The sequence below is a fragment of the Erwinia sp. Leaf53 genome (genome assembly GCF_001422605.1).
GTDB lineage: Bacteria > Pseudomonadota > Gammaproteobacteria > Enterobacterales > Enterobacteriaceae > Erwinia.
Window position 1 is genome coordinate 62,006 of the sequence record NZ_LMLK01000022.1, and the last position, 24,684, is coordinate 86,689.

Genomic DNA, 24,684 nt, shown 5'->3' on the forward strand with positions numbered 1-24,684 from the left:
AAATACCACCAGCTCTGTGTTGAGGGTCTTTTTCACGCCCACCAGCCTTCAGGACTTCACCGGTGAGGCGTACTGTTCATCGCTGACCTGCTCCAGCCAGTCGACGACTTTACCCTCCTGCGCTTCGGCGATGGCAATATGCGTCATGCTGGTTTCCGGCGCGGCCCCGTGCCAGTGCTTCACGCCCGCCGGGATCCACACCTGGTCGCCGGGGCGGATCGCCCGCAGCGGGCCGCCCCACTCCTGTACCAGGCCTGAGCCGGCGGTGACGATCAGCGTCTGGCCCAGCGGATGGGTGTGCCAGGCGGTGCGCGCTGCCGGTTCAAAGGTAACGGTCGCCCCGCCGATGCGGGCAGGTTCGGTGCCCTGGAACGGCGCGTCAATGCGCACCGTACCGGTAAAATAGTCGGATGGGCCTTTAACAGAGGGTTTAGCACCCGCGGCGTTAATAGTAATCATTGAATTATTCTCCTGAGCTGAAACGGCTGAGACCGAAAGCGCGAGTGACAAAGCAGCGGCGGCAAGTGTCTTCATGCGGGCTCCGTGATTCAGAGTTAAGGGCAACTTGCCGGGTCAGCGGCTGCGGACGTGAAACTGAGTCAAGCGTATAGAGAAATAGAGGGGCTGATAAGAGGGTCAAATAAGAATGGGTATATGAACAGTATTCAACAATGACCGGCGAGAACCTGAATGACCTGCGCACCTTTACGTTACCTTCCCTGAGCGAGAAATCGGCCGGTACGATGCGCAATAGCCCCCAGGACCATGCGATTAACGCCGTGCTGTAGCCGCATCTTCGCGGCTACCGTCTCAATGACGCCAGCCGTCGTCAGGTCGCCCCGGCGCTGTCGCTGGTGATTGAGGCGCTGCGGTATCAGGGGTGACGGTTACTTCTCCCACGACGGCGGGTTGAAACTCTCTTTGAGGAAGTCGAGAAACTTCTGCACCCGCAGCGGACGGGCGTTTTCACGCAGGCTGGTCAGCGCCACAATATCCGCTTCCGGCAGGCGATAATCCGGTAACAGATGCACCAGGGTGCCCTGCTCAATTTCTTGTCTGATATCCCAGCCGGAGCGGATCATAATCCCCCCTCCGGCGAGCGACCATTTTTTTATGATGCGCCCGTCATTGCTGGAGAGCCTGGGGGAGATGCGGATGGCGTATTCGCGATCGCCTTTTCTGAACTTCCAGCGGGTCACATCTTCCGCATTTTCCCGGATCACCAGGCAGCTGTGGTGACGGAGATCGTCCGGGTGTTGTGGCGCCCCCGCGCGGGCAATATAGGCCGGTGAAGCGCAGAGATAGCGTCGGTTTGAGGCCAGCCGGGTGCAGTGCAGTGAGCTGTCGCGTAAATGGCCGATATAAATCACCACGTCCCACTTATCGGCGAGCATCCAGTTAGGCGCATCCGACAGGGTTAAATCCACCATCAGGCCAGGATGCTCATCGGCATACCCGGCTAACAGCGGGGCCACGTATTCGTAACCGAAACCGAGCGGAGCCAGCACCCGTAGCGTGCCGCTCACCTGAGAACGGGTGTTATCCACCACGTCCTGCAGCGCATCGATGTCGCTGAGTATCCTGGCGGCCCTGTCGAGCAGTATCTCCCCTTCATCGGTCAGAATGATTTTTCTGGCCGGACGAATGATCAGCTTCACGCCTAACTTGCTCTCTATATTTTGCAGACGCTGGGTCACCGAAGGCGGGGTGATATCCAGAAATCTGGCCACGGCGCTGAGCGTGCTGCTGCTGGCAACGGTATGAAAGAAACGCAGGTCATCGCTGTTTATCATTAGGTTTTAGCCTAATCAGTAATTGGGTTTGCTCGCATTGTAATCACTTTTTTGCGGTGAGAACATAGCGCTATTAGCCCGGAGGATCTCTGAAAATGAACAACAGCCCGCTAGCCGACCCGATGATGACGCCGTACCTGTTGCTGGATAAAGACCGCTTTCAACGCAATATCGATCGCCTGACTACCCGCATCCAGGCGCTGGGATGCCAGCTGCGCCCGCACCTGAAAACCCTGCGTTCTCTCGAGGCCGGGGCGTACCTGCTTGAACACCGGCGTTCGCCAGCCACGGTCTCCACGCTGGCAGAAGCCGAGGCGTTCGCTTCGGCGGGGTATGAAAACCTGCTGTATGCCGTCGGCATCTCGCCCAACAAGCTCGGCCGGATTGCCGCGCTGCGCCGGCGCGGTATCCAGCTCCACCTGCTGCTCGACAGCGCCGAACAGGCGCGAGCGATTGTCGGCTACGCACAGCAGCACAGCGTGGCCTTCTCGGTTTTCATTGAGATTGACTGCGACGGCCATCGCGGCGGGATCCGCGCTGACGCCCCGCAGCTGACCGGGATAGCAGAGTATCTGCACCATAACGGCGTCGAGGTCTCCGGCGTGATGACCCATGCCGGCGAGTCTTACCACGCCCGCTCGTGGGATGAAATCGCCGCCGCCGCTGAACAGGAGTGCGCGGCGGCCACCGCCGCCGCTGCGCGCCTGCGGCAACGGGGAATTCCCTGCCCGGTGGTCAGCGTCGGTTCCACGCCGACGGCACACGCGGTCAGCAGCCTGGCCGGCGTAACCGAAGTGAGGGCCGGCGTGTTCTCCACCTTTGATCTGTTTATGTCCAACGTGGGCGTCTGCAGCACCGAGGATATCGCCCTGTCGGTGGTCACTTCGGTGATTGGGCATAACCACGAAAAAGGCTGGGTGTTTGTCGATGCGGGATGGATGGCCCTGTCACGCGATCGCGGCACCGCCACACAGCGCAACGATTACGGTTACGGCCTGGTCTGCGGCAGCCAGGGAACCCCCCTCGATCTGACCATCGCCAGCGCGAGCCAGGAGCACGGCATTATCGTTATTCCGCCAGACAGCGCCTGGCAAACCACGGACTTTCCGACCGGCACCACGCTGCGCATTCTGCCCAATCACGCCTGCGCCACCGCCGCAATGCATCACCATTACCAGGTGATCAGCGCGCAGGAGAACAGCGCAGAAGTCTGGGAGCGTATTACCGGCTGGTAACCGCGCCCTGCCCCATCACGCTTATCATCGTTAACAGGAAGGTATTCTCATGTCTGATTTTGATCCGGAAAAATTAACGTTCTCATCGGGTAACTACATTAACGGCGAATATATCTCAGCGCCGGGCGACAGCCTCGGCGTGAAACGCCCCTCAGACGGCCAGCTCTATGCGGAGATCCATCAGGCCGACGCGCAGACCGTCGATGCTGCGGTCAGCCTCGCCGAAGCCGCCCGCATCAACAGCGGCTGGTCGGCCTGCTCACCGCGTGAACGAGCGGCGGCGTTGTTCCGCTGGGCCGATTTAATCGACGGCGACAGTGAGTATCTGGCAAAACTGGAAGCCGTTGGCTCCACCCGCCCGATTACCGACGTGATTAATCATGAGGTGCCGTTCACCGCCGCGGCCATCCGTTTCTACGCGGAGTGCGCGGACAAATACAGCGGTGACGTCTTACCAACCCGCAAGAACAGCCTGGGAATGCTGATCAATGAGCCCTATGGCGTGATAGGCGCCATCACGCCGTGGAATTTCCCGCTGTCAATGGCCTCATGGAAATGCGGCCCGGCCCTCGCGGCCGGCAATGCGGTGGTGCTTAAACCCTCTGAGCTGACGCCTTTTTCCACCGCCCGGCTGGCAGAGCTGGCGGTAAGGGCCGGTATTCCGGCCGGCGTACTCAACGTAGTGCAGGGCAGTGGACAGACCACCGGAAATGCGCTGGTCACCCATCCGCTGATCCGTAAGGTCTCTTTTACCGGTTCCACGGTCACCGGTGCCGCGATTATGAGCCAGGCGGCGCTGCACGGCACCAAACCGGTCACGCTGGAGCTGGGCGGCAAAAGCCCGCAGCTGGTGTTTGATGATGCGGGCGATATTGACGAGGTGGCCGACCGTATTTTCCAGGGCTTTACCGCTAACGCGGGTCAGGCCTGCGTGTCGGGCACCCGACTAATCGTGCAACGTGGCATTGCGGCAGCGCTGACCGAAAAACTGATAGCCTTATGCCAGCAGCCGCAGCCCGGCATGACCTGGCAAGCCAGCAGCCGTTACTCACCGCTGATCGACCAGCGGCAGGGGGAAAAAGTCGCGTCGATCGTTGCCGCCTCTGTCGCACAGGGGGCTGAAATTCTTGCCGGCGGTCAACGCTTTGAGCATCCCGGCGACGGGTGGTTCTGGCAACCGACGCTGCTGGCGAAGGTTGCCTGCGATAACGTTGCCGTCCAGCAGGAGATCTTTGGCCCGGTCCTGACCATTCAGGTCTTCGATGATGAACACGAGGCTATCGCGCTGGCGCGCCACGACGTGTTCGGGCTCTGTGCCGGGGTGCATACCCTGAACCTGCCACGGGCCATGCGGCTGATCAACGCCCTGGACGCCGGTACCGTATGGGTGAACCGCTACCGCAGAACCCACGACTTTATTATCCCCACCGGCGGTTTTCAGGGATCGGGCATGGGTAAAGACCTCGGCCGTCAGGCGTTTGAAGCCAGCATGCGCCAGAAAAGCGTGCTGATCGATTTCTGAACGGAACCAACAACGACCGATCCCGACGGCTACAACGTCGGCTGGCGACTGACTGAACAGAAAAGCGGAGAGAACGGCTATGCCGGCACATTTACGGTTCGTACAGGACAGCGTTCACCTTCCCGACAGCGCCGACGTGGTGATTATCGGCGGCGGGATAGTGGGAGCAGCCTGCTGCTGGGAGCTCACCCGCAAAGGATATCGGGTGGTGGTGGTTGAAAAGGGCTGGGTGGCGGCGGAACAGTCCGGCCGCAACTGGGGCTGGTGCAGACAGCAAAACAGGGACGAGCGGGAACTGCCGCTGATTATCCACGCGCTGCAGCGCTGGCGAGAGCTGAACGAAGAGACCGGTGAAGAGCTGGGATTCCGCGCCAGCGGCCTGGTTTACGCCACCCGCAACGAGCAGGATATCCGCCGCTGGGAGAGCTGGAACGAGATGGCCAGCCAGTACGGCATCCGCAGCCAGATATTAAATGGTACGCAGGCGAAGCTGCTGACGCCGGGCAGCACCAGCGACTGGCGCGGTGGCGTTCACTCACCGGATGACGGCCACGCCGACCCGTCGCTCGCCGCACCGGGGCTGATGAGAGCCGCGATCCGGCGCGGTGCCCTGCTGTTTCAGCGCTGCGCGGTTCGCGGCCTGGATATCTCATCGGGTAAGGTCAGCGGGGTGATTACCGAACGGGGGCTGATCAAAACTCAGCAGGTGGTGTGCGCTGCCGGGGCGTGGTCCTCCTTATTCTGTCGCCGGCACGGCATCGACCTGCCGGCCGGTAATGTGATTGGCAGCGCGCTGCGCACCCATCCGGCCGATGCGATCATTCGTGGCCCCTTTTATACCGATGCCTTTTCATGCAAACCGCGGCTCGACGGTGGCTATACGCTGGCACTTTCAGGCGCAGGCCGGCTGGAGCCAGGGCTGCAGAGCCTGCTCTATGCCCGGCAGTTCTACCCGCTCTACAAGGCGCGCAGGATGAACCTCAGCCTTAAACTGCGGGCCGCCTCGTTTTATCAGGGGCCGGAATCCCTGGCCCGCTGGTCGATGGATGCCGTTTCGCCGTTTGAAAAAATGCGCGTTCTCGATCCCGCAGTATCAGCCGGCGTGGTTGACGCCGCGCTGGCGGCGATCGGCAACGAGTTTCCCGCGCTGAAGGGGCTGCGCGTCAGCCAGTCCTGGGCCGGCGTCATTGACTGTATGCCCGATGACGTACCGGTCATTTCACCGGTGCCGCAGCTGCCGGGGTTAATTTTGTCCACCGGCTACAGCGGCCACGGATTTGGCATTGGCCCCGGCGCCGGGCGCTTAACGGCCGACCTGGTGACCGGCGATCCACCGATCGTCGATCTGGCCCCTTTCAGCTATTCGCGCTTTGCCCGCGGAACGCGGCCTGACGCGCCCGGCATGATGTGATCGTGTGTCATCCTTAAGCAAAATCTGAGGTCACCATGAACGACGATATTCAGACGATAAACCGCCACGACGTAGCGAACGTCGGCCATTACTCCCACTGCTGTGCCGCGCAGGGCCTGATCTTTGTTTCCGGGCAGCTGCCGGCCACCGATGCCGGCGACATGCTGAGCGGTGAATCCTTTGCCCGGCAAACCCGGCAGGTGTTCCACAATCTCGATCGCTGTCTGCAGCAGGCCGGCGTCTCGGCTGAACGGCTGGTGATGGTGCGGGTTTACCTGAGCGATATCCATCACTGGGATGAATTTAACCGGCTGTATGCCGCCTGGCTGCCGCACAATAAGCCGGCCAGAGCCGTGATCGCCGTGTCCCGGTTGCATCATGGCGTGGCCATTGAAATTGAAGCCATCGCCGCGGCCGGCAGCCGTTAAAGAAGGAAAGCGATAGCCTTTCGAGGCATGTTTAAACATTACCTCTACGTCAAAAATGGCGTTGCTGCTTTTTTAATATCCATTTTAACTCTGTAATATTGGGTGTTAACCGCCACTTACCGGATTAAGACCCAATATGCTGGATTTATCTCTCACCCGATCGCAGGAGGTCGTCAGGCTGCTGTGTGGTGGGCTACGCAAAGAGCGCCTCAGCCAGCAGATGACTCAGTCAGAGGTTGCGCGCCGCGCCGGGGTGGGCGTAAACACCGTTTCTAACCTTGAACTGGGCCGCAGCGTCGGCGTCGAGAATCTTGTGCGGGTAGCGATGGTGCCAGGGCGCGGCAAGGAGCTGGAGGGGCTGTTTATGCCAAAAATCGACAGTCTTGCAGACCTGCAACGCTATGAGCAAAGCACCACCCGGCAGCGGATCAGGAAAACGTCACGTGCCGATAGCTGTTAATGAACTCCGTTCATAAGCCCATTTCTGTTTTTGTCGGTTATCATTCTTCTTTGTTACCGCTACCCTGAACAGCAAACGGGCGTTCTGCCCTGTCTGTCTGATTAAGAGAAACAACATTGACCACCCCAATTCCTGCAGCGACCACCGGGGCCTTATCCCCACGGCTGGTTTTATTACTGGCGCTCTCCGGTGGCATTGCCGTCGGCAACCTGTACTGGGCGCAGCCGCTGCTCAATACCATCGCGGCCTCTTTCGGCACCTCGGCCAGCGCCGCCGGCACGCTGATCACCGCAACCCAGCTCGGCTACGCCCTAGGGGTGCTGTTACTGGTACCGTTGGGTGACACCTGTAACCGGCGTAAACTGATCCCGCTGCTGATGCTCTGCTCCTCCGCCGCGCTCGCCGCCAGCGCGCTGGCACCCGGGTTTGGCTTCCTGCTGGCGGCGTTAAGCCTCGTCGGCATCAGCACGGTGGCCGGGCAGCTGATTACGCCGCTGGCCAGCGAGCTGGCGGCACCGGCCGAGCGCGGGAAAATTGTCGGCACCATTGTGTCGGGCATGCTGACCGGCATTCTGTTATCACGCACCATCAGCGGTTTTCTGGCGGAGTGGCTGGGCTGGCGTTCGATCTACTTCTGCGCCGCCGCCTTAACCGCCGCGCTGGCGCTGGTCCTCTATCGCCGCCTGCCCGATGACGCCGCGCGTCCGCGGATTAGCCTGCCGCGGCTGCTGGCCTCGATCGTCACCCTGGTCCGCCAGAGTCGGGCGGTGCAGGTTACGCTGCTGCTCGGTTTCGCCGCCTTCGCCACTTTTACCCTGTTCTGGACCGGGCTGACCTTTTTGCTCAGTGCGCCGCCGTGGTCATATAGCCTCAGCCAGATTGGCTTAGTCGGGCTGGTGGGGCTGGCCGGTGCGCTGATCGCCCGCCGGGCAGGCTGGCTGCACGATCGCGGCTATTCGGTACCGGCGTCCGGCGCGGCGCTGCTGCTGGCTATCGTCTCCCTCGCGGTAAGCGCCGCAGGGGCTGGCAATATCCTGCTGATCCTGGCAGCGGTGCTGTTTTTTGATATCGCCATTCAGGCGCTTAACGTCCTGAATCAGACCCGCCTGATGGCACTCAATCCGGATAACCGTAGCCGCATCAATACCGCATTCGTCACCTGCAATTTTGTCGGCGGTGCCGTGGGTTCGGCGCTGGCGGGTACGCTATGGCAAACCGGGGGCTGGATGCTGTTAATGGCTGCGGCGATGGTTCTGTTGAGCGCGGCGTTTTGCGTGTGGTTTTTCCAGCGGAACCGGCTGTAACAGCCCCCCGACTACGCCGGGTAAGCGGTAATACGCTGCGCTGCGCGCCGGAACCGCCAGCACTGCACTGCACGTTACCGCTTACCGCTTACCGCTTACCGCTTACCGGTCGGTATACTGGCGACAGGATTAACAATCAACGACCGAGTGTAAAATCGCATTCTATTTAAGAGATTAACTCTCTAACGGCATTCAGGCATTCAGGCATTCAGGCATTCATAAATGAAGTTTAAATAATAAACTAAACACCAAATCTAAGACCTGTAACCTTTTACAACAAACTATTACTCCCATATTGAAAGTGTTAACGCATCGAACACCCGCCACACTATTACAAAATTCATGGCTACTATTGATCCTGTACCCGCGACAGATCCTGTTTCACGTCTGAGCAGAACTTCTGGAAACCTAACCAGGCCAGACGACGATCGGCGCAGCGGTTTTTTAACTTACTGTGAGCAATCAACAGCCATGAGCAAACATAAAAGACAGGTTCCCGGGGTTCATCCCTACGACGGCCCGGCGGGCGGATGGGGTGCCCTGAAGGCGACGGCCATCGCCGTGCGTAATGAGATGGAGACGGTCAAAGCACCCGCCACGCTGTTACGTACCAATCAGCCCGACGGCTTTGACTGCCCCGGCTGCGCCTGGCCGGACAAGGCGCACGGTTCAACCTTTCAGTTTTGTGAAAACGGCGCGAAAGCGGTCACCTGGGAAGCCACCAGCAAACGCGTGACGCCGGCTTTTTTCAGCGAAAATACGGTCGCCGGTTTATTAAAGAAAACCGATCACCAGCTGGAGGGATTCGGTCGGCTTACCGCCCCGCTGCGCTACGATGCCGACAGCGATAAATACTGTGAAGTGAGCTGGGATGACGCGTTTGCAGAGATAGCGTCCACGCTGAACAGGCTGCAGCCGCAGGAAGTGGAATTTTATACCTCCGGCCGGGCCTCTAACGAGGCCGCGTGGCTGTTTCAGCTGTTCGCACGGCAGTACGGTTCAAATAATTTCCCCGACTGCTCGAATATGTGCCACGAACCGACCAGCGTCGGCCTGCCGCAGTCGATCGGTATTGGTAAAGGGACGGTGCAGCTTGACGACTTCGATCGCACCGAACTGCTGATCTCAATTGGCCATAATCCGGGCACCAACCATCCGCGCATGATGGGCACCCTGCACGAGCTTTCACGCCGCAACGTGCCGATTATCGTCTTTAACCCGATGCGCGAGCGGGCGCTGGAGCGCTTTGCCGATCCGCAAAACGTCGTTGAAATGGCCACCTACGGTGCGACCGAGATCGCTTCCACCTACTATCTGGTTAAGGCCGGCGGCGATGCGGCGGCCCTGAAGGGCATCGCTAAAGCGGTGATCGCGCTGGATGCCGCCACGGGTGCCGCCGTCGACCGCGCCTTTATCGCGCAGCATACCGAAGGGTATGAAAATTTTGTCGCCGACGTGCAGCTCACCCGCTGGGAGACGATCGAAACCGAATCCGGCCTCACCCGCGAACAGCTGGAAGAGGTCGGCCGGGCCTATGTAAAATCTCAGGCGACCATCATTACCTACGGCATGGGCATTACCCAGCACCCTCGCGGCACCGAGAACGTACGGCTGATTGCCAACCTGCTGCTGATGCGCGGCAATATCGGCAAACCCGGTGCCGGTATCTGCCCGCTGCGCGGCCACTCCAACGTGCAGGGCAACCGTACGGTAGGCATCACCGAGAAGCCGTCGGCGGCGTTTCTGGACAAGCTGCAGGCGGTATGCGGGTTTTCTCCGCCGCGGGAACCTGGCCACGACGTGGTTAAGGCGATGGAGTCCGCCATCGGGGGGCGTTCTAAGGCGCTGATCTGCCTCGGCGGCAACCTGGCCGTGGCGATGCCGGATCCGACCCGCTGCTTCCCGGCGTTTAAGGCGCTGGAGCTGAGCGTGCATATTGGCACCAAGCTCAACCGTTCCCACCTGCTGACAGGCAGGCAGTCGTTTATTCTGCCCTGCCTCGGACGCACCGAGCGTGACGTGCAGGCGGAAGGGGAGCAGTCGGTAACGGTGGAGGATTCGATGTCGATGGTGCATGCCTCCAGCGGCAAGCTTAAACCGGCATCTCCACTGCTGCGCTCGGAACCCGCGATTATTGCCGGCATGGCGGAAGCCACGTTACCGGACTCGCCCACTGAGTGGAAAAGGCTGATTGCCAACTATGACCGCATCCGCGACCTGATCGAACAGACGGTCAGCGGCTTCGATCGGTACAACCAGCGCATCCGTCAGCCGGGCGGTTTTCAGATGCCGCTGCCGCCGCGCGATCGCCAGTGGCCGACGCCATCCGGTAAAGCCGTGTTCTCGGTCTATCCGGGCGTTGAGGAGGACCCGCCGGCGGACGGTGAAAACGTACTGCGCTTAATAACCCTGCGCAGCCACGACCAGTACAACACCACCATTTACGGGCTGGACGATCGCTACCGCGGCATCTTCGGCCGGCGTGACGTGCTGTTTATGAATGAACAGGACATGCTGGAGATGAATATTGAGCATGGCGATGTCGTCAATCTGGACACGGCGCTGCCCGGCCACAGCCTGCGCCTTGAGGGGATTACCGTGGTCGCCTACGCCATCGCCAGGGGCACGGTGGGCGCCTATTATCCCGAATCCAACGTGCTGATCCCGCTGGACTATATCGACCCGCAAAGCGGTACCCCGGCCTATAAATCCGTGCCGGTGCGGGTTTGTCCAATCTGAATTGAGTGAACGCTGCCCCCTGGATCTGACAGGGGGCGAACGATTAGTGATTCACTGCGAGTAACATCAGCATCGTATTTGAGGAACCTGCCTTAGAAACTCTTTTCACAGTTTATGCACGTTAGTCGCATCAGGTCTTTTCGGGCCGGCTACAGGCGTAAACACAACCCGGTCATGCAGGTTATAGAGCACCAGGCCACCTGACATGTTGATCCCTTTAGTTGCCGCGGTAGGTAGACCAGCCGCCGGGGGCGATCACAAACGGCAGATGATAGTGACCCTGCCCGGCCTCCAGCATCACTTCGATCTGCGCCTGCACAAACGGCGTGCTGATGTCACGTTGCCTGAACCAGTCGCCGGTTTCCGCCGTTAGCCGGTAGCGGCCCGGCGGCAGCTCCTGCGTACAGAAACGGGCAATGCGCCCGTTGTCGTCGGTCTGCTCGCTGCCGATCGGACTGTAGCCGTTCGGCTGATAATGCTCCAGCCGTACCATGACGCCAGCGGCGGGCCGCCCGGTGGAAATATCCAGAATATGACTGCTCAGGCTGCTCATGCGTTAATCACTCCTTCCAGACGGATCAGGGTTATCTCAGTTAACTGGGCCAGCGCTTCGGCGGTCTCCTGCGCCGGGCTGTTGTGCAGGCGACGCCGTAGTTCCTGCAGCATCTGCTCGCCGCTGCGCCCGCGGGCGCGGATCAGAAAGACATGGCCAAAATGCGCCTCATAGCGGGCATTCTCCTGGCGCAGCGCCTCGGCCAGCGGCGCGTTCGCCGCATCCACCCCCGCCTGCTCCTGCCTGGATAGCGCATGGTGTTCATCCGCGCCTGCCGGTTTGTCACCGATGCGCGGGTGCGCGCTCAGCGCCTGTTGCAGCTCCGCCTGCTGCCAGCGGCTGGCCGCCTGATGCGCCCGTTCCAGCAGCTGTTGCCGCCCCGCGTAAGGCCGGGCGCTGACCAGTTCACTGACCCACGCGGGGATCGCCACGCACGGGCTCAATAGTGCGGCCGCCTCAGCATGCGACAGCTGATTAAACTGACCGAGTGTGACCATCCTGATCTCCCTGGATTATCGTCGATCCCGGCGGGTACAGCCGGGAACGTCATGTGAAGTATATGGCCAGCGGGAACGGTGAAGAAAAAGTAGAACAGGTGCCCTCCAGAATCCCGCTGGTAGTACGTAGCTGAGCAGTTGCAGTTGCGGGCTGTAGTTATCTGCGGTCTGTAGACGACAGGTTCTGCACAGCGCCTCGACCTGACGATTCACAGGAGATTGCACAAAGCAGGCCAAATCGGATTTACCGGGAATAAATGCCTTTGCATTCCAAATATTTACGTATTATATCAATTGGTTAAATCATCCGTCACCTGCGCCAGAAAGCAATAACCCTCACCCACAGATGAAACTATAAATTCACCCTGGTCTTTAATGGCTGCTTTTGATTCAAAAAAAAGCATCCCGATGGGGTTTTGCACCCTTCTGGTGCCAGGCAATCGTTCCGACTTGCACGGCGCCGCTGATATCGCCCCCCCGGCAACGTGGTACGCAAATTGCTGGGTAGCCTTATCGGGTTGAAGAGAAGGATCGAAAGATGAAAGCACTGGTGATTGGCGCCAGCATTGGCGGCATTAGCGCGGCGGCCGCGCTGGCACAGGCGGGTATCGACTGTGAGATCTTCGAAGCGGTAGCGGAGATTAAACCGGTCGGGGCGGCCATCTCGGTATGGCCGAACGGCGTAAAGTGCCTGCAGCATCTCGGGATGGGCGCGCTGATAGAGACCTTTGGCGGCCCGCTGCGGCATATTGCCTACCGCGACGGCTTCCGCGGCAGCGTGCTGACCGAATTCAGCCTGGGCCCGCTGACCGAACGGGTGGGTGCCCGCCCCTGCCCGATTGCCCGCGCCGACCTGCAGCGTGAAATGCTGGATTTCTGGGGCCGCGAACGGGTGCAGTTTGGCAAACGGGTGGTGCGCGTTGAGGAGCAGGACGACGGCGTCACCGCCTGGTTCAGCGACGGCAGCCACGCCAGCGGCGACCTGCTGATCGCCGCCGACGGCAGCCGTTCGGCGATCCGCCCGGCGGTGCTCGGCCGCACCCCGCCGCGCCGCTACGCCGGTTACGTTAACTGGAACGGGCTGGTGACCGTCGATACCGCGATCGCGGCGGCCGACGGCTGGACCACCTTCGTCGGTGACGGTAAGCGCGTGTCGGTGATGCCGGTCTCCGACAACCGCTTCTACTTCTTTTTTGACGTGCCGCTGCCCGCCGGGCTGGCGGAAGACCGCAGCAGCCTGCGTGACGATCTGCGCCGCTACTTCGCCGGCTGGGCCGCGCCGGTGCAGCGGCTGATCGCCGCGCTGGATCCGGAGACCACCAACCGCATTGAGATCCACGATATCGACCCGTTTGAGCGGCTGGTGCGGGGGCGCATCGCGCTGCTGGGTGACGCCGGCCACAGCACCACGCCGGATATCGGCCAGGGCGGCTGTGCGGCGATGGAGGATGCGGTGGTGCTGGGTCAGGCGTTTCAGCAGCATACGACAGTCGCCGACGCGCTGGCCTGGTACGAAGCGCAACGCGTCGAACGGGTGCAGGACCTGGTGCTGAAAGCGCGCAAACGCTGCGACGTCACCCACGGCAAAGATCGCCAGCTGACCGACGCCTGGTATCGCGAACTGGCGCAGGAGAGCGGCGAACGGATTATTAACGGACTCTGCGACACCATCCAGGGCGGGCCGCTGGGCTAAAACCCGCTGCGGTGACAGGTAACAGGTAACAGGTAACAAGTGAGTGTGCCCGCACCGGTAACGCGCCAGGCTAAACCGGTGTCGACCCTCGTTCGGGAGCGGCGGCGGCATCGCTCAGCCCAGATCGACCTGACGCCCCTCAGCTCACGTGCGGCTGATGTAGTCCTTCAATCACCTTCGTCAGCTGCTGGATCGCCTGCTGCGCCGCGCGTGACAGCTGCCGCGCGGGGGCCACGCACAGCGCCAGCGTCAGCGGCCGCAGCCGGGCGTGGCTGAGCGGCACAAACGCCAGCTCACCGCGCGCCAGCTCCGGCAGGACGTCCAGCTTACTCAGCACCGCCACCCCGCTGCCCCGCGCCACCAGCGATTTAATCAGCCGCACGTCGTTGCAGCTGATCGGGTTGCCCGGAGCCAGATCGTGATGGCGGTAAAGCATCGCCACCCGTTCATGCACCATCAGCGGCGGGCCGGGCAGGATATGACGCCAATCGCTCAGCGCCCCCGGCGACAGGCTCTCCGCCCCGGCCAGCGGATGGTTCGCAGGCATCACCACCCCCATCGCCAGTTCGGCAAACGCCATCACGCTCAGGCCCGCCTGCCCTTCCGGCTCCAGCACCAGGCCAAAATCCAGCTGCGCGTCGCGGATCCGCTGGCTGATGCTCTGGCTGTCGGCCACCTGCAGATCCAGCGCCAGCCACGGCCAGCCGGCGATGATCTCCGCCAGCGCATCGGCGATCGCCCCGCCGGATAACGCCTGTACCAGCCCGACGCTGACCGAGCCGCGCTTCAGCCCCTGCAGCTCGTCGAACTTTTGCCGGGTGACGCGGAACTCGCGCTGCCAGCGCAGCAGATCGCCGTACAGCAGCTCGCCGGCGGTGGTCATGCGCAGCCCCTCCGGCAGCCGTTCAAACAGCGGCGTGCCCAGCTCCTCTTCCGCCTGCAGGATCTGCCGGTTGATCGCCGAAGCAGAGATATGCAGCCGCTCCGCCGCGCGGCGCAGGCTGCCGCTGCGCGCCACTTCGGCAAAGTAAAGGGCAAAACGGGAAAACGGGCTCATCGGTGACCTGTACGCATTTTTGCAACACCTGATTGAATTAATGCTGATGGATGCGTACACCCTATTATGACCACAATAAGCCTGCAACTACTATCGTTAACCCCGGCAGGTATCACTATGACGAAAATCACGCCCCCCGCGCACTGCACCTTTGAACCCGACGACTGGCTGCGCCTGGCGCGCTACTGGCACCCGGTGGCCCGTTCCGCCGACGTCGCCGCGGCCCCGGTCAAAGTGACGCTGCTGGACGAACAGCTGGTGATTTACCGCATCGGCGGTGAAGCGGTGGTGGCACGCGACGTCTGCCCGCACCGCGGCGTGCCGCTGACCCTCGGCTATAACGATGAGGAGGGCATTATCTGCCCGTATCACGGGCTGCGTTTTGGTGCCGGTGGCCGCTGTAACCGCATTCCCTCGTCACCTGACCAGCCGATCCCGGCCAAACTCAACCTGATCAACTACGCGGTGCAGGAGCGCTGGGGGCTGATCTGGACCTGCCTCGCCCCGGACGAGGAACATCCGGCGGCGCTGCCGACGATGCCGCACTGGGACGACGCCGGTTTTCAGCAGATCAACTGTCCGCCGTTCGAGGTTAACGGCTTTGCCGGTCGCCAGGTGGAGGGCTTCCTCGATGTGGCACACTTCGCCTGGGTGCATACCGACACCTTTGCCGACCCGGCCAACCAGCTGGTGCCCGACTACCATCCGCAGGAGACCGACTACGGCTTCTTCGCCGACTACTGGAGCAGCGTCAGCAACTACGCGGCCAACTCCGGCCGGTCGGCTCCCGCCGGTTTTCAGTGGCTGCGCCACTTCGAGATGCATCTGCCGTTTACCGCCACGCTGACCATTCACTTTCCCGGCAGCGAGCGGCTGGTGATTATGAACGCCGCCTCGCCGGTCTCCGCGCGGGTGACGCGGATGTTTGCCCCGATCGCCCGCAACCTGGATCTGCATATTCCGGTCGCCGACGTACACGCCTTTAACCAGCGGGTGTTTGAGGAGGATCGCCTGATGGTGGAGACACAGCGCCCGGAACGCCTGCCGCTCGATCTGAGCATGGAGGCGCATATCCCGGCGGATCGCAGTTCGATCGCCTACCGCCGCGGGCTGAAGAAGCTCGGCTTCGGCGAGTTTTTCCTGGTCTAAGGGGGCAGCATGGAGACAACGCTGAAGGTGGTGGTGGACGGCATCTGGCGCCAGGGCAGCCACAGCCTGGCGGTCAGCCTGGCCGCGGCGGACGGCGGCGAGCTGCCGGGCTGGCAGCCGGGCGCGCATATCGATATGCAGCTGGCCAGCGGGCTGACCCGCCAGTATTCGCTGACCGGCAGCCCGCAGCAGAGCGGGCGCTATCTGGTGTGCGTGGCGCGCGACGCGCGCTCGCGCGGCGGCTCGCGCTACGTGCATGAGCAGCTGCGGCCGGGACAGACGCTGACCATCTCCGCGCCGCGCAACCTGTTTGCCCTGCAGGAGAGCGGCCGGGTGCTGCTGCTGGCGGCGGGGATCGGCATTACGCCGCTGTACGCGATGGCTGAACGGCTGGAGGCGCAGGGCCGCCCGTTTGAGCTGCACTACTATGTGCGCAACCGGCATGAGGTGGTATTCGCTGAGGCGCTGACGCGGGCGTGGCGGTACGGCAGCTGCACGCTGCACGTCAGCGCCGAGGGTGACAGCGCCCGCAAACGGCTGCCGGCGGCGCTGCGGCAGCCGGACGGCCACCTTTACCTGTGCGGGCCGGCGGAATTTATGGCGGCGGTGACCGCAGCGGCGCAGGCGCACGGCTGGCCCGCGGACTGCGTGCACAGCGAGGCGTTCCGCCCGGCCGAAGCGGCGGCCGGCACCGCATCGCAGCAGGCGTTCAGCGTGACCCTCGCCTCATCCGGCCAATGCTGGCCGGTGCCCGCCGGGCAGACCATCGCCCGCGTGCTGCTGGCTAACGGCGTCGACGTGCCGCTCTCCTGCGAAATGGGCATGTGCGGTGCCTGCCTGACCCGGGTGGTCAGCGGCGATCCCGATCACCAGGACAGCGTACAGTCGGCGGCGGAGAAGAGTGCTGCCGAGCAGTATATCGCGCTGTGCTGCTCGCGCAGCCGCTCGCCGGAGCTGGTGATAGATCTGTAGTCACCCGGCTACCGCTGTTCCTGGCGGAGCGGGAAGCTGCGAGCATCTACGGACAGACTATGGTGACATGAGGCGGCAGAAATAACGTTGCCGTCTGGTAAACAAGCCAGTCAAGCCGCCTTCAGTGACAGGGTCACAGGTTTGTGTCGCTGCGGACTGCTGCGGCTGGCTTTTGCACTCATTCAGCCATTTTTGGCAATATGCTGCCCTTCACGATTCAGGGTGATCTGCCCGCCCATCTCCTTCGGCAGCCGTCGCGCCTGATAGTAGACTTTTTGCCAGTAAGGGTTATCCAGCGACGAGCGCATTACCCCTTTACTGACCGACGCGTGCAGGAAGTTGCGCGAGGTATCATAGAAGCCAACGTGCATGCCGCCGTCGATGCGGAAGAACACCAGATCGCCGGTGCGCAGCTGGCTCTCTTTCACCGGCTGGCCCATCTTCAGCAGATCGCCGGTGTTCATCCGCTCAACCGGCAGATTGAAACGATCCTTCAGCGTGCGCCAGACAAAGCCGGAACAGTCAACGCCGTTAAGGTTGGTGCCGCCCCACTGATAGGGGGTGTCCTGCCAGGTGTGCATCTGATCGTGCAGCGCGGCCAGCACCGGGATCAGGTCCTGCTGGGAAGCATCTTCAGCCTGGGGTGCGGGTGTGGACGATGCGGCCTGTTGATGATGTGCACAACCGGCCAGCGTCAGCAGGCCACAGCAGAATAAAAATCGGATTGCTCTTAAATTCATAATTAAATCAACAGGTAAGAAAGAGGTTTAATTTCGTGGACTTATAACACCGAATCCGCCCCGGCAACATCATGCACCTGCCCCTTTACACATATTTACCTTACCGGCGGTCCGTCAGCCCGGGATGGTGCAGATTCAGTATCTGAAATTCTGCGCGCTCCCTTCTCCCACCGACGTAAAAGGGAAAAGCGGGCTAATCATCTGAGACTGTGACGGCAATAAGGGTAATGGGAGTAAAGGTTTACGCAATACCAGCATCAAGCGTAGTCAAGGATCGCCGCGTGGTGAAGCAGGGTCCACTAAAAACCGCCGGGAAAGAGTGCAAATATCCGGGATAGTGTGACGGGTCAAGAGTGCTGCGAGGATTGCGATTGCCGGGATACCCGGATTATCTGGCTGACTGGCAAATCGGGAGGCAGTGCAGGTATCAGACTATCAGGCCGTGAGGCCGTGAGGCCGTGAGGCTGTGAGGGTTGTGAGGGTTGTGAGGGTTGTGAGGGTTGTGAGGGTTGTGAGGCTGTGAGTTCTGAGCGTTTTTTAGGTTCTGTGCGTTCTGTGCGTTCTGTGGGGATTATCCCCCACGCAGGCACACGGCCAGTGTGGGGGATTGCGGTTACCTGCGGTTAAGAATGCGCAGGAAGTCCTCTTTTCCGGAGATCAGCGACAGCGCGTTAGCGATAATCTCATCGCTGAACACCGACGCCACGTCCTTCAGCACGTCGATATGCTCTTTCTCTTTCGCCGCCACGCCAATCGCAATAAACATCACGTTGCTGCGGTCCCAGATAACGCCATCGGGGAACTGGAAAATCTCTACGCCGGTTTTCAGGATAATGCCGGTTTGCGATTTCGGCAGGTGCGGCAGCGTAATGCCGTTGCCTAAGAAGGTCGACACCTGGCGTTCCCGCTCGTCGAGAAACGCCACGCACTCCTGGCTGACGTAGCCTTTAGCCTTAAACTCCCGGCCGACCATGGCGAGGACTTCGGCCTTGTTTTTCGCCTGGCATCCAAGATGCAGGTTATCGGTGGTGATGGTCTCGATCATACTCTTTCTCCGCCTGATGAGGTGTTGATAGCGGTTTCACTGCCCGAAGAGAGCTCTTCTTCCAGCTGCTCCAGTGACTTATTGGCCGTTTCCGGCAGGGCTTTCACCACAAAGATGATGGCCAGGTAGTTAATTACCGCAAAGATCAGGAACACCGGCCCCAGCCCCAGCTTGGCCTGCAGCAGCGGGAACAGGTAGCTGACGATGGCGTTCATCACCCACATAAAGAACACCGAGATACCCATCGACAGGCCACGTACCTTGAGCGGGAACAGCTCTGCCAGCACCACCCAGGTGAGGAAGCCCAGCGTCGCCTGCATCACGCCGACGAAGAGCGCCCCGAGCAGCCAGATCACCGTTGCCTTCAGATCGCCGACCAGCAGATAGTCCGCGCCGGCAATAATCAGGTGCAGGGTGGCCATCAGCGCGAAGCCGTAAACAATCAGGGTTTTTCGTTTGAAACGGTCCACCAGATACAGCACGCCGAAGATCATCCCGCCGACCGAGAACACGCCGTTAAGCACGTTAGCAACCAATGACATTTTCTCCGAGAAGCCGGCGCTTTTCAGGATTTCGGTGCCGTAGTACATAATCACGTTCACGCCGGTGGTTTGCTGTAAGGCCGCAAAGGCCATGCCCACCAGAATCAGTTTAAACAGCCATGGCGTATTCAAAATAATCGATACGGCGCTTTTCTCGTGCAGCTTCTGCTCTTTTTCCGCCTTCATCAGCGTCAGAATATCTTCATACTCTTTAATCGCGCGTTGTTCAGGGCGGATCTGTTTCAGAATCGTCAGCGCTTCCTCATTTCGCCCTTTACTCATTAACCAGCGCGGACTTTCCGGAGAGCGCAGCATGCCAATCAGCAGGAAGATAGCCGGCAAAGCCTGCACAATCAGCATATAGCGCCAGACATCAGGCAGATGCCCAAAACCAAAGCCGATAGCTGCGTTGATGGCGAAGGCGGCCAGCTGGCCGACCACAATAGCCACTTCGTTTAAACCGGTGAGCCGACCGCGCATCTCGGTGGGGGCAACTTCAGAGATAAACGTAGGTGCGGTAACGGAAGCACCGCCAACGGCATAACCGAGCAGGAAGCGCGCCAGCAGCAGGCTGGTAACGTTTGGTGCAACGGCTGAAAGTACCGCGCCACCAAAGAACATGACGGAGAGCCAGATCAGGTAGGTACGGCGGCCGAAGAAATCCGCCAGTTTTCCCCCGCAGACGCTGCCGATGGCGGCACCGATCAGCAGGATCCCCATCACCAGCCCTTCTGTTTCCGGCGTTAGCGCCATATTGCTTTTCAGGGAAGAGAACGCCCCGTTAATCACCCCGGTATCATAGCCAAACAGTAAACCACCGAAGGTGGCCACTAAGGTTATCTGATGTAATCGCTTTCTTTGCTGCGGATTGAGACTCATCGCTAACGACATGTTTTTACCCTTCGTGTAAATGATCCGTCAAAAAAATTTACGTTCTGGTAACTAACATATCAGCAAATTTGAAATTAAAATTCTACTGTCGTCACACAATGGCGATTTGATTTCAAACTGGGCGCATTTACAAACTTACATCACCGCACTCAACTCAGGCATTAGATGCTGATAATGATGGTTTTTACTCCATAATAACCTGAGTATTACTGTGTCCTTTCTGAAACAAGTGAAAAGTTGATTTCAGAGCCCGCCTTTTTTACAAAACTTTTATTTCATATTGTGGCGCGTAGTGGAAAACTTGCTTTGCCGCTGTCGGGCAATATCGTTACCGGGCAAGGGCTGCCCGGTAACGGAGGGAACATTACCTGAAGGAACGGGAGGAGCGTGTCGCTAACCGACTATGCCTTATCATCCTCGTCGTCCTCGTCATCACACACACGCCCGCCAAAGCGGTTACGCACTACCACAACGAACAGCGGCACAAAGTAGATCGCCAGCAGGGTGGCGGCGACCATGCCGCCGATCACCCCGGTGCCTACCGCATTCTGCGCGCCGGAGCCGGCCCCGGAGCTGATGGCTAACGGCAGCACGCCGAGGATAAACGCCAGCGAGGTCATCAGGATCGGCCGCAGACGCATGCGTGCCGCTTCCAGCGTGGCTTCCACCACCCCTTTGCCCTCTTTCTCAATCAGATCTTTGGCAAACTCAACGATCAGAATGGCGTTCTTCGCCGACAGTCCGATGGTGGTCAGCAGCCCCACCACAAAGTAGATGTCATTATTCAGACCGCGCAGCAGGGTCGCCACCAGTGCGCCCAGCACCCCGAGCGGCACCACCAGCATCACCGAGAACGGGATCGACCAGCTCTCATACAGCGCGGCCAGACACAGGAACACCACGATCAGCGACAGCGCGTACAGCTCCGGCGCCTGCTGGCCCGACATCCGCTCCTGCCAGGACATGCCCGTCCACTCATAGCCGATACCGGGGGGCAGCTGCTGCGCCAGGTGTTCCATCAGCGCCATTGCCTCGCCCGAACTTTTTCCCGCCGCCGGTTGCCCGAGAATTTCCACCGCCGACAGGCCGTTGTAGCGCTCAAGACGCGGTGAACCGAACACCCACTGCGCCGTGGAGAAGCTGGCGAAGGGCACCATCTTGTCGTTGCTGGCGCGCACGTACCACTGGTTGAGATCCTGCGGCATCATGCGGTACGGGGCGTCACTCATCACGTAGACCTTTTTCACCCGACCCGCATCGATAAAGTCATTGACGTAGTTACCGCCCCACGCGATGCTCAGCGTAGCATTGATATCGGCGAGATCCACCCCGAGCGCCAGCGCTTTTTCCTCGTCAATATTCAGCCTGAACTGCGGGCTGTCTTCCATACCGTTAGGACGTACCGCGGCCAGCGTCTCGGGATGCTGCCGCGCCAGATCCAGCAGGGTATTGCGCGCGGCAGTCAGCTGCTGATGGCCGAGTCCCGCCTGGTCGATCAGCTCAAAGTCAAAGCCGGTGGCGTTACCCAGCGCGATAATCGGCGGCAGGTTAAAGGCCACCACGTTACCGTCAATAATCGCGCTGAACGCCTTCATTGCGCGGCTGACGATGCCGTCGACCTTGTTCTCATCGCCCGCACGCGCGGACCAGTCTTTCAAGCCCACAAAGGCGATCCCGACGTTCTGCCCGCGGCCGGCAAAACCAAAACCGTTGACCGTCAGCACGTTCTCCACGTTATTTTTTTCCGCCGTCAGATACCAGTCACTGACCCGATCCAGCACCGCCTGGGTACGCTCCTGGGTGGCACCGGCAGGCAGGATCGCCTGGGTGGCCAGTACCCCCTGGTCTTCCGAAGGCAGGAACGAGGTCGGCAGGCGCATAAACAGCACCGCCATGCCGACCGCCAGCACGCCATAGATCGTCAGGAAACGACCGCTGCGGTGCAGCATCCGCCCGACGGCATGGCTGTAATGGTCGGCGCTCTGGTCGAACCGGCGGTTAAACCAGCCAAAAAAGCCACGATGCTGGCCGTGGCCGCCCGTCTTAACCGGCTTGAGCAGGGTGACGCACAGCGCAGGGGTGAGGATCAGCGCGACCAGCACCGACAGCACCATCGCCGACACGATGGTAATTGAGAACTGACGATAGATAACGCCGGTACTGCCGCCAAAGAACGCCATCGGCACAAATACAGCCGACAGCACCAGCGCAATCCCCACCAGCGCGCCCTGAATTTGTCCCATCGATTTGCGGGTCGCGGCCTTCGGTTTCAGCCCCTCTTCCGCCATGACCCGCTCAACGTTTTCCACCACCACGATCGCATCATCCACCAGCAGACCTATCGCCAGCACCATACCGAACATCGTCAGGGTGTTGACTGAGTAGCCAAAGGCATCGAGGATCGCAAAGGTGCCCAGCAGCACCACCGGGACGGCAATCGTTGGGATCAGCGTGGCGCGCAGGTTCTGCAGGAACAGATACATCACCAGGAACACCAGCACGATCGCCTCTGCCAGCGTCTTAACCACCTCATGGATAGAGATCGTGATAAACGGCGTGGTGTCATACGGGTAGACCACCTTCAACCCCTGCGGGAAGTAAGGTTTAAGCTGTTCAATTTTGGCACGGATGGCGTTAGCGGTGTCGAGGGCGTTAGCCCCGCTGGCCAGCTGAATACCCAGCGCCGAGGCCGGTTTACCGTTAATTTTCACCACGAAGTTGTAGTTTTCACCGCCACGTTCAACGCGCGCCACGTCATGCAGCCGCACCTGCGAACCGTCCGCGTTGACCTTCAGCAGAATATTGCCAAACGTCTCCGGCGAGGTCAGCCGCGTCTGGGCGATAATCGAGGCGTTAAGCTGCTGCCCTTTTACCGGCGGCGCACCGCCCAGCTGGCCGGCCGCCACCTGCGCATTCTGCGTTTCAATCCGTGCGATCACGTCAACCGGCGTCAGCTGATAGGTGTTGAGTTTGCCGGGATCCAGCCAGATACGCATCGCATACTGCGAACCAAACAGGGTGGTATCCCCTACGCCGCTGATGCGGCTGAGCGGATCCTTCAGGTTGGTCGCCACATAGTCAGCAATATCTTCCATGCTCATGCGGCCGGTTTCATCATAGAAACCGGGCACCAGGAAGAACACGCTGGAGGATTTACGCACGGTAATGCCCTGCTGCTGCACTTCCTGTGGCAGCAGCGGCGTGGCCAGCTGCAGCTTATTCTGCACCTGGACCTGGGCAATATCCGCGTCGGTGCCGTTTGCAAATGACAGCGTCAGTTGCAGCGTGCCGGAGGCGTCACTGGTGGAAGACATGTACATCAGCCCGTCCAGCCCGCTCATGTTTTGCTCAATCACCTGGGTGACGCTGTTCTGCAGCGTGGCCGCATCGGCACCCGGATAGGTCGCACGTACCTGCACCGCCGTCGGGGCGACGTCAGGGTACTGTTCTACCGGCAGTTTCGTAATCGAAATCGCCCCGGCCAGCATCACGATTATCGCCAGTACCCAGGCAAATACCGGCCGATCGATAAAGAATCTGGACATCAGTTGTTGGTTCCTGTGAGCGCTAAAATAGCCAGCGCACAGAATAAATCCGCAGGCATCAGTGCCGCATGATAGAGCATTATTATTTTCTCCCGGAGACCGGTAACAGATATATTTAAAGTAGAAGGGTGATGCAGGGAGTATTCAACCGCCGATAAGTGGCGGGTGGAACCTGATATTTTTTTGCGAACGAGCGGGTAAATGACTGCTGGGAGTCGTAGCCATATTTAACGGATATGGTTATGACCTTCTCATTACTGCTTATCAGGTCATCCGCCGCCAGCGTCAGCTTACGGTCGCGGATATAATTTCCCAGACTGACGTGGGTGATGCGATAGAACATCCGCTGCAGGTGCCACTTCGAGTAACCAGAACGCAGTGCGACATCATCGATTTTCATCGGGCTGCGGATATTGTTGTCTATCCATTGCAGCAGTTCACAGATAATCGTTGTTTGTCTGTCCATTCTCACCCCGCCTGATTACAGATGCTGCAGATAAATAAAGATGATACACATGCGCAGAATCTTTGATTATGCGCAGAAAAATCAGACGTCCGAAGGTTATTGAACGGACAGTGTTATACCCGCAGGAATATTTCGTCTTTGTCCCGGCCTATTTGTAGATTTCAGCCACACCCTGCATTTTATTTTCGCCACCGGCGGCGATAATTTTCATCGAACCGGCCCCTTCCCGCTCTGCTTTAACAGCCAGCTTGCGGGTCAGGTTGTCCAGCGAGTATGCACCGCTGGCGGAGACCACGCCGATTTTGGTTTTACCGGCGGCGTCATTCACCAGTTCGACGGCAAACGCCGTGTTAAGGCTAAACAGCGCGGTCAGCGCCATAATGGCAACGGAGTATTTTTTCATAACAACCTCTCAGATAAGTCGTACCGTCAGAGGCGTCTGACAGCCGGGCAAAGAGTATCATTGCGAGTTGCACTTTATTAGCGGGGGAAAGCTGATAGGCTTTATGATTAATAATCATTAATAACCTCAAAAAACACGCTAAGGTAGCCGGGGTGAGGTTCAGGAGCTGATGCGCATCACACAAAACAGGCTGCCGTTGCAGGATTCGTGAAAATTTCACATATATTTCAGTTTATGTA

The 24,684-nt window shown here is 60.0% G+C and carries 21 protein-coding genes; 10 read left to right on the plus strand and 11 right to left on the minus strand.

What is annotated here, in order from left to right; translation table 11 throughout:
- Window positions 1–48: 48 nt before the first annotated feature.
- Both ASF13_RS14120 and ASF13_RS14125 read right to left on the minus strand, forming a co-directional pair.
- Complete coding sequence (locus ASF13_RS14120; protein ID WP_369814380.1) at window positions 49–459, minus strand: cupin domain-containing protein; 411 nt, start codon at window positions 457–459, stop codon at window positions 49–51.
- A 428-nt stretch (window positions 460–887) separates the two neighbouring features.
- Entirely contained in the window at window positions 888–1,793 is a 906-nt protein-coding gene (locus ASF13_RS14125; RefSeq protein ID WP_056237310.1) for a LysR family transcriptional regulator, read from the minus strand.
- A 95-nt stretch (window positions 1,794–1,888) separates the two neighbouring features.
- On the opposite strand from ASF13_RS14125, the gene ASF13_RS14130 reads away from it, so the two are divergent.
- The 7 genes from ASF13_RS14130 (at window position 1,889) to ASF13_RS14160 (ending at window position 10,892) form a co-directional block, all read left to right on the plus strand.
- Window positions 1,889–3,028, plus strand: a complete 1,140-nt coding sequence (locus ASF13_RS14130) for an alanine racemase (protein WP_056237313.1) — start codon at window positions 1,889–1,891, stop codon at window positions 3,026–3,028.
- A gap of 49 nt (window positions 3,029–3,077) precedes the next feature.
- The gene (locus tag ASF13_RS14135) at window positions 3,078–4,550 is read left to right on the plus strand and encodes an aldehyde dehydrogenase (protein ID WP_056237315.1); all 1,473 of its coding nucleotides are present in this window, start codon (window positions 3,078–3,080) and stop codon (window positions 4,548–4,550) included.
- Between the two features lie 79 nt (window positions 4,551–4,629).
- On the plus strand, window positions 4,630–5,961 hold the full coding sequence (locus ASF13_RS14140; protein ID WP_056237318.1) for an FAD-binding oxidoreductase: 1,332 nt from the start codon (window positions 4,630–4,632) through the stop codon (window positions 5,959–5,961).
- A 35-nt stretch (window positions 5,962–5,996) separates the two neighbouring features.
- Entirely contained in the window at window positions 5,997–6,389 is a 393-nt protein-coding gene (locus ASF13_RS14145) for a RidA family protein (protein ID WP_056237321.1), read from the plus strand.
- 136 nt (window positions 6,390–6,525) lie between these two features.
- Complete coding sequence (locus ASF13_RS14150; RefSeq protein WP_056237324.1) at window positions 6,526–6,849, plus strand: helix-turn-helix domain-containing protein; 324 nt, start codon at window positions 6,526–6,528, stop codon at window positions 6,847–6,849.
- A 116-nt stretch (window positions 6,850–6,965) separates the two neighbouring features.
- Entirely contained in the window at window positions 6,966–8,153 is a 1,188-nt protein-coding gene (locus ASF13_RS14155; RefSeq protein WP_056237329.1) for an MFS transporter, read from the plus strand.
- A 471-nt stretch (window positions 8,154–8,624) separates the two neighbouring features.
- Window positions 8,625–10,892, plus strand: a complete 2,268-nt coding sequence (locus tag ASF13_RS14160; protein WP_056237332.1) for an FdhF/YdeP family oxidoreductase — start codon at window positions 8,625–8,627, stop codon at window positions 10,890–10,892.
- Between the two features lie 217 nt (window positions 10,893–11,109).
- Here ASF13_RS14160 and uraH read toward each other — a convergent pair whose 3' ends face one another.
- Together uraH and uraD are read right to left on the minus strand one after the other, a co-directional pair.
- On the minus strand, window positions 11,110–11,445 hold the full coding sequence (gene uraH / locus ASF13_RS14165; RefSeq protein WP_056237335.1) for a hydroxyisourate hydrolase: 336 nt from the start codon (window positions 11,443–11,445) through the stop codon (window positions 11,110–11,112).
- The gene (gene uraD / locus ASF13_RS14170; RefSeq protein WP_056237337.1) at window positions 11,442–11,942 is read right to left on the minus strand and encodes a 2-oxo-4-hydroxy-4-carboxy-5-ureidoimidazoline decarboxylase; all 501 of its coding nucleotides are present in this window, start codon (window positions 11,940–11,942) and stop codon (window positions 11,442–11,444) included. Before uraD ends, uraH begins: the two co-directional genes overlap by 4 nt.
- Before the next feature lie 538 nt (window positions 11,943–12,480).
- Between uraD and hpxO the strand changes: the two genes are divergently transcribed.
- Window positions 12,481–13,635 (plus strand): FAD-dependent urate hydroxylase HpxO, encoded by a 1,155-nt coding sequence (gene hpxO / locus ASF13_RS14175; protein WP_056237341.1) that lies wholly within the window; start codon window positions 12,481–12,483, stop codon window positions 13,633–13,635.
- Window positions 13,636–13,774: 139 nt separating this feature from the next.
- On the opposite strand, the gene ASF13_RS14180 is transcribed toward hpxO, so the two are convergent.
- Entirely contained in the window at window positions 13,775–14,692 is a 918-nt protein-coding gene (locus ASF13_RS14180) for a LysR family transcriptional regulator (protein WP_056237344.1), read from the minus strand.
- Between the two features lie 117 nt (window positions 14,693–14,809).
- Here ASF13_RS14180 and hpxD point away from each other — a divergent pair, with 117 nt between their 5' ends.
- Together hpxD and ASF13_RS14190 are read left to right on the plus strand one after the other, a co-directional pair.
- Window positions 14,810–15,841, plus strand: a complete 1,032-nt coding sequence (gene hpxD / locus ASF13_RS14185) for a molybdenum cofactor-independent xanthine hydroxylase subunit HpxD (protein WP_056237347.1) — start codon at window positions 14,810–14,812, stop codon at window positions 15,839–15,841.
- Between the two features lie 9 nt (window positions 15,842–15,850).
- The gene (locus ASF13_RS14190) at window positions 15,851–16,813 is read left to right on the plus strand and encodes a PDR/VanB family oxidoreductase (RefSeq protein ID WP_056237349.1); all 963 of its coding nucleotides are present in this window, start codon (window positions 15,851–15,853) and stop codon (window positions 16,811–16,813) included.
- 182 nt (window positions 16,814–16,995) lie between these two features.
- Here ASF13_RS14190 and ASF13_RS14195 read toward each other — a convergent pair whose 3' ends face one another.
- The 6 genes from ASF13_RS14195 to ASF13_RS14220 all read right to left on the minus strand — a co-directional run bounded on the left by ASF13_RS14195 (window position 16,996) and on the right by ASF13_RS14220 (window position 24,445).
- Window positions 16,996–17,553, minus strand: coding sequence for a C40 family peptidase (locus ASF13_RS14195; RefSeq protein WP_056237352.1), 558 nt, complete (start codon window positions 17,551–17,553; stop codon window positions 16,996–16,998).
- 613 nt (window positions 17,554–18,166) lie between these two features.
- Entirely contained in the window at window positions 18,167–18,598 is a 432-nt protein-coding gene (locus tag ASF13_RS14200; protein ID WP_056237358.1) for a PTS sugar transporter subunit IIA, read from the minus strand.
- Window positions 18,595–20,031 (minus strand): sugar porter family MFS transporter, encoded by a 1,437-nt coding sequence (locus ASF13_RS14205; RefSeq protein ID WP_056237359.1) that lies wholly within the window; start codon window positions 20,029–20,031, stop codon window positions 18,595–18,597. The genes ASF13_RS14200 and ASF13_RS14205 overlap by 4 nt, the downstream gene beginning before the upstream one ends.
- Before the next feature lie 401 nt (window positions 20,032–20,432).
- Entirely contained in the window at window positions 20,433–23,576 is a 3,144-nt protein-coding gene (locus ASF13_RS14210; RefSeq protein WP_056237361.1) for an efflux RND transporter permease subunit, read from the minus strand.
- A gap of 115 nt (window positions 23,577–23,691) precedes the next feature.
- Window positions 23,692–24,042: a helix-turn-helix domain-containing protein gene (locus ASF13_RS14215; protein ID WP_056237364.1), complete on the minus strand. Its 351-nt coding sequence runs from the start codon at window positions 24,040–24,042 to the stop codon at window positions 23,692–23,694.
- Between the two features lie 148 nt (window positions 24,043–24,190).
- Complete coding sequence (locus ASF13_RS14220; RefSeq protein WP_056237366.1) at window positions 24,191–24,445, minus strand: YdgH/BhsA/McbA-like domain containing protein; 255 nt, start codon at window positions 24,443–24,445, stop codon at window positions 24,191–24,193.
- Window positions 24,446–24,684 lie beyond the last annotated feature (239 nt).

Coding starts and splice junctions, on each gene's coding strand:
- ASF13_RS14120 (WP_369814380.1), bottom strand. CDS start 459: ATGATTACTATTAACGCCGCGGGTGCTAAACCCTCTGTTAAAGGCCCA.
- ASF13_RS14125 (WP_056237310.1), bottom strand. CDS start 1,793: ATGATAAACAGCGATGACCTGCGTTTCTTTCATACCGTTGCCAGCAGC.
- ASF13_RS14130 (WP_056237313.1), top strand. CDS start 1,889: ATGAACAACAGCCCGCTAGCCGACCCGATGATGACGCCGTACCTGTTG.
- ASF13_RS14135 (WP_056237315.1), top strand. CDS start 3,078: ATGTCTGATTTTGATCCGGAAAAATTAACGTTCTCATCGGGTAACTAC.
- ASF13_RS14140 (WP_056237318.1), top strand. CDS start 4,630: ATGCCGGCACATTTACGGTTCGTACAGGACAGCGTTCACCTTCCCGAC.
- ASF13_RS14145 (WP_056237321.1), top strand. CDS start 5,997: ATGAACGACGATATTCAGACGATAAACCGCCACGACGTAGCGAACGTC.
- ASF13_RS14150 (WP_056237324.1), top strand. CDS start 6,526: ATGCTGGATTTATCTCTCACCCGATCGCAGGAGGTCGTCAGGCTGCTG.
- ASF13_RS14160 (WP_056237332.1), top strand. CDS start 8,625: ATGAGCAAACATAAAAGACAGGTTCCCGGGGTTCATCCCTACGACGGC.
- uraH (WP_056237335.1), bottom strand. CDS start 11,445: ATGAGCAGCCTGAGCAGTCATATTCTGGATATTTCCACCGGGCGGCCC.
- uraD (WP_056237337.1), bottom strand. CDS start 11,942: ATGGTCACACTCGGTCAGTTTAATCAGCTGTCGCATGCTGAGGCGGCC.
- hpxO (WP_056237341.1), top strand. CDS start 12,481: ATGAAAGCACTGGTGATTGGCGCCAGCATTGGCGGCATTAGCGCGGCG.
- ASF13_RS14180 (WP_056237344.1), bottom strand. CDS start 14,692: ATGAGCCCGTTTTCCCGTTTTGCCCTTTACTTTGCCGAAGTGGCGCGC.
- hpxD (WP_056237347.1), top strand. CDS start 14,810: ATGACGAAAATCACGCCCCCCGCGCACTGCACCTTTGAACCCGACGAC.
- ASF13_RS14190 (WP_056237349.1), top strand. CDS start 15,851: ATGGAGACAACGCTGAAGGTGGTGGTGGACGGCATCTGGCGCCAGGGC.
- ASF13_RS14195 (WP_056237352.1), bottom strand. CDS start 17,553: ATGAATTTAAGAGCAATCCGATTTTTATTCTGCTGTGGCCTGCTGACG.
- ASF13_RS14200 (WP_056237358.1), bottom strand. CDS start 18,598: ATGATCGAGACCATCACCACCGATAACCTGCATCTTGGATGCCAGGCG.
- ASF13_RS14205 (WP_056237359.1), bottom strand. CDS start 20,031: ATGTCGTTAGCGATGAGTCTCAATCCGCAGCAAAGAAAGCGATTACAT.
- ASF13_RS14210 (WP_056237361.1), bottom strand. CDS start 23,576: ATGTCCAGATTCTTTATCGATCGGCCGGTATTTGCCTGGGTACTGGCG.
- ASF13_RS14215 (WP_056237364.1), bottom strand. CDS start 24,042: ATGGACAGACAAACAACGATTATCTGTGAACTGCTGCAATGGATAGAC.
- ASF13_RS14220 (WP_056237366.1), bottom strand. CDS start 24,445: ATGAAAAAATACTCCGTTGCCATTATGGCGCTGACCGCGCTGTTTAGC.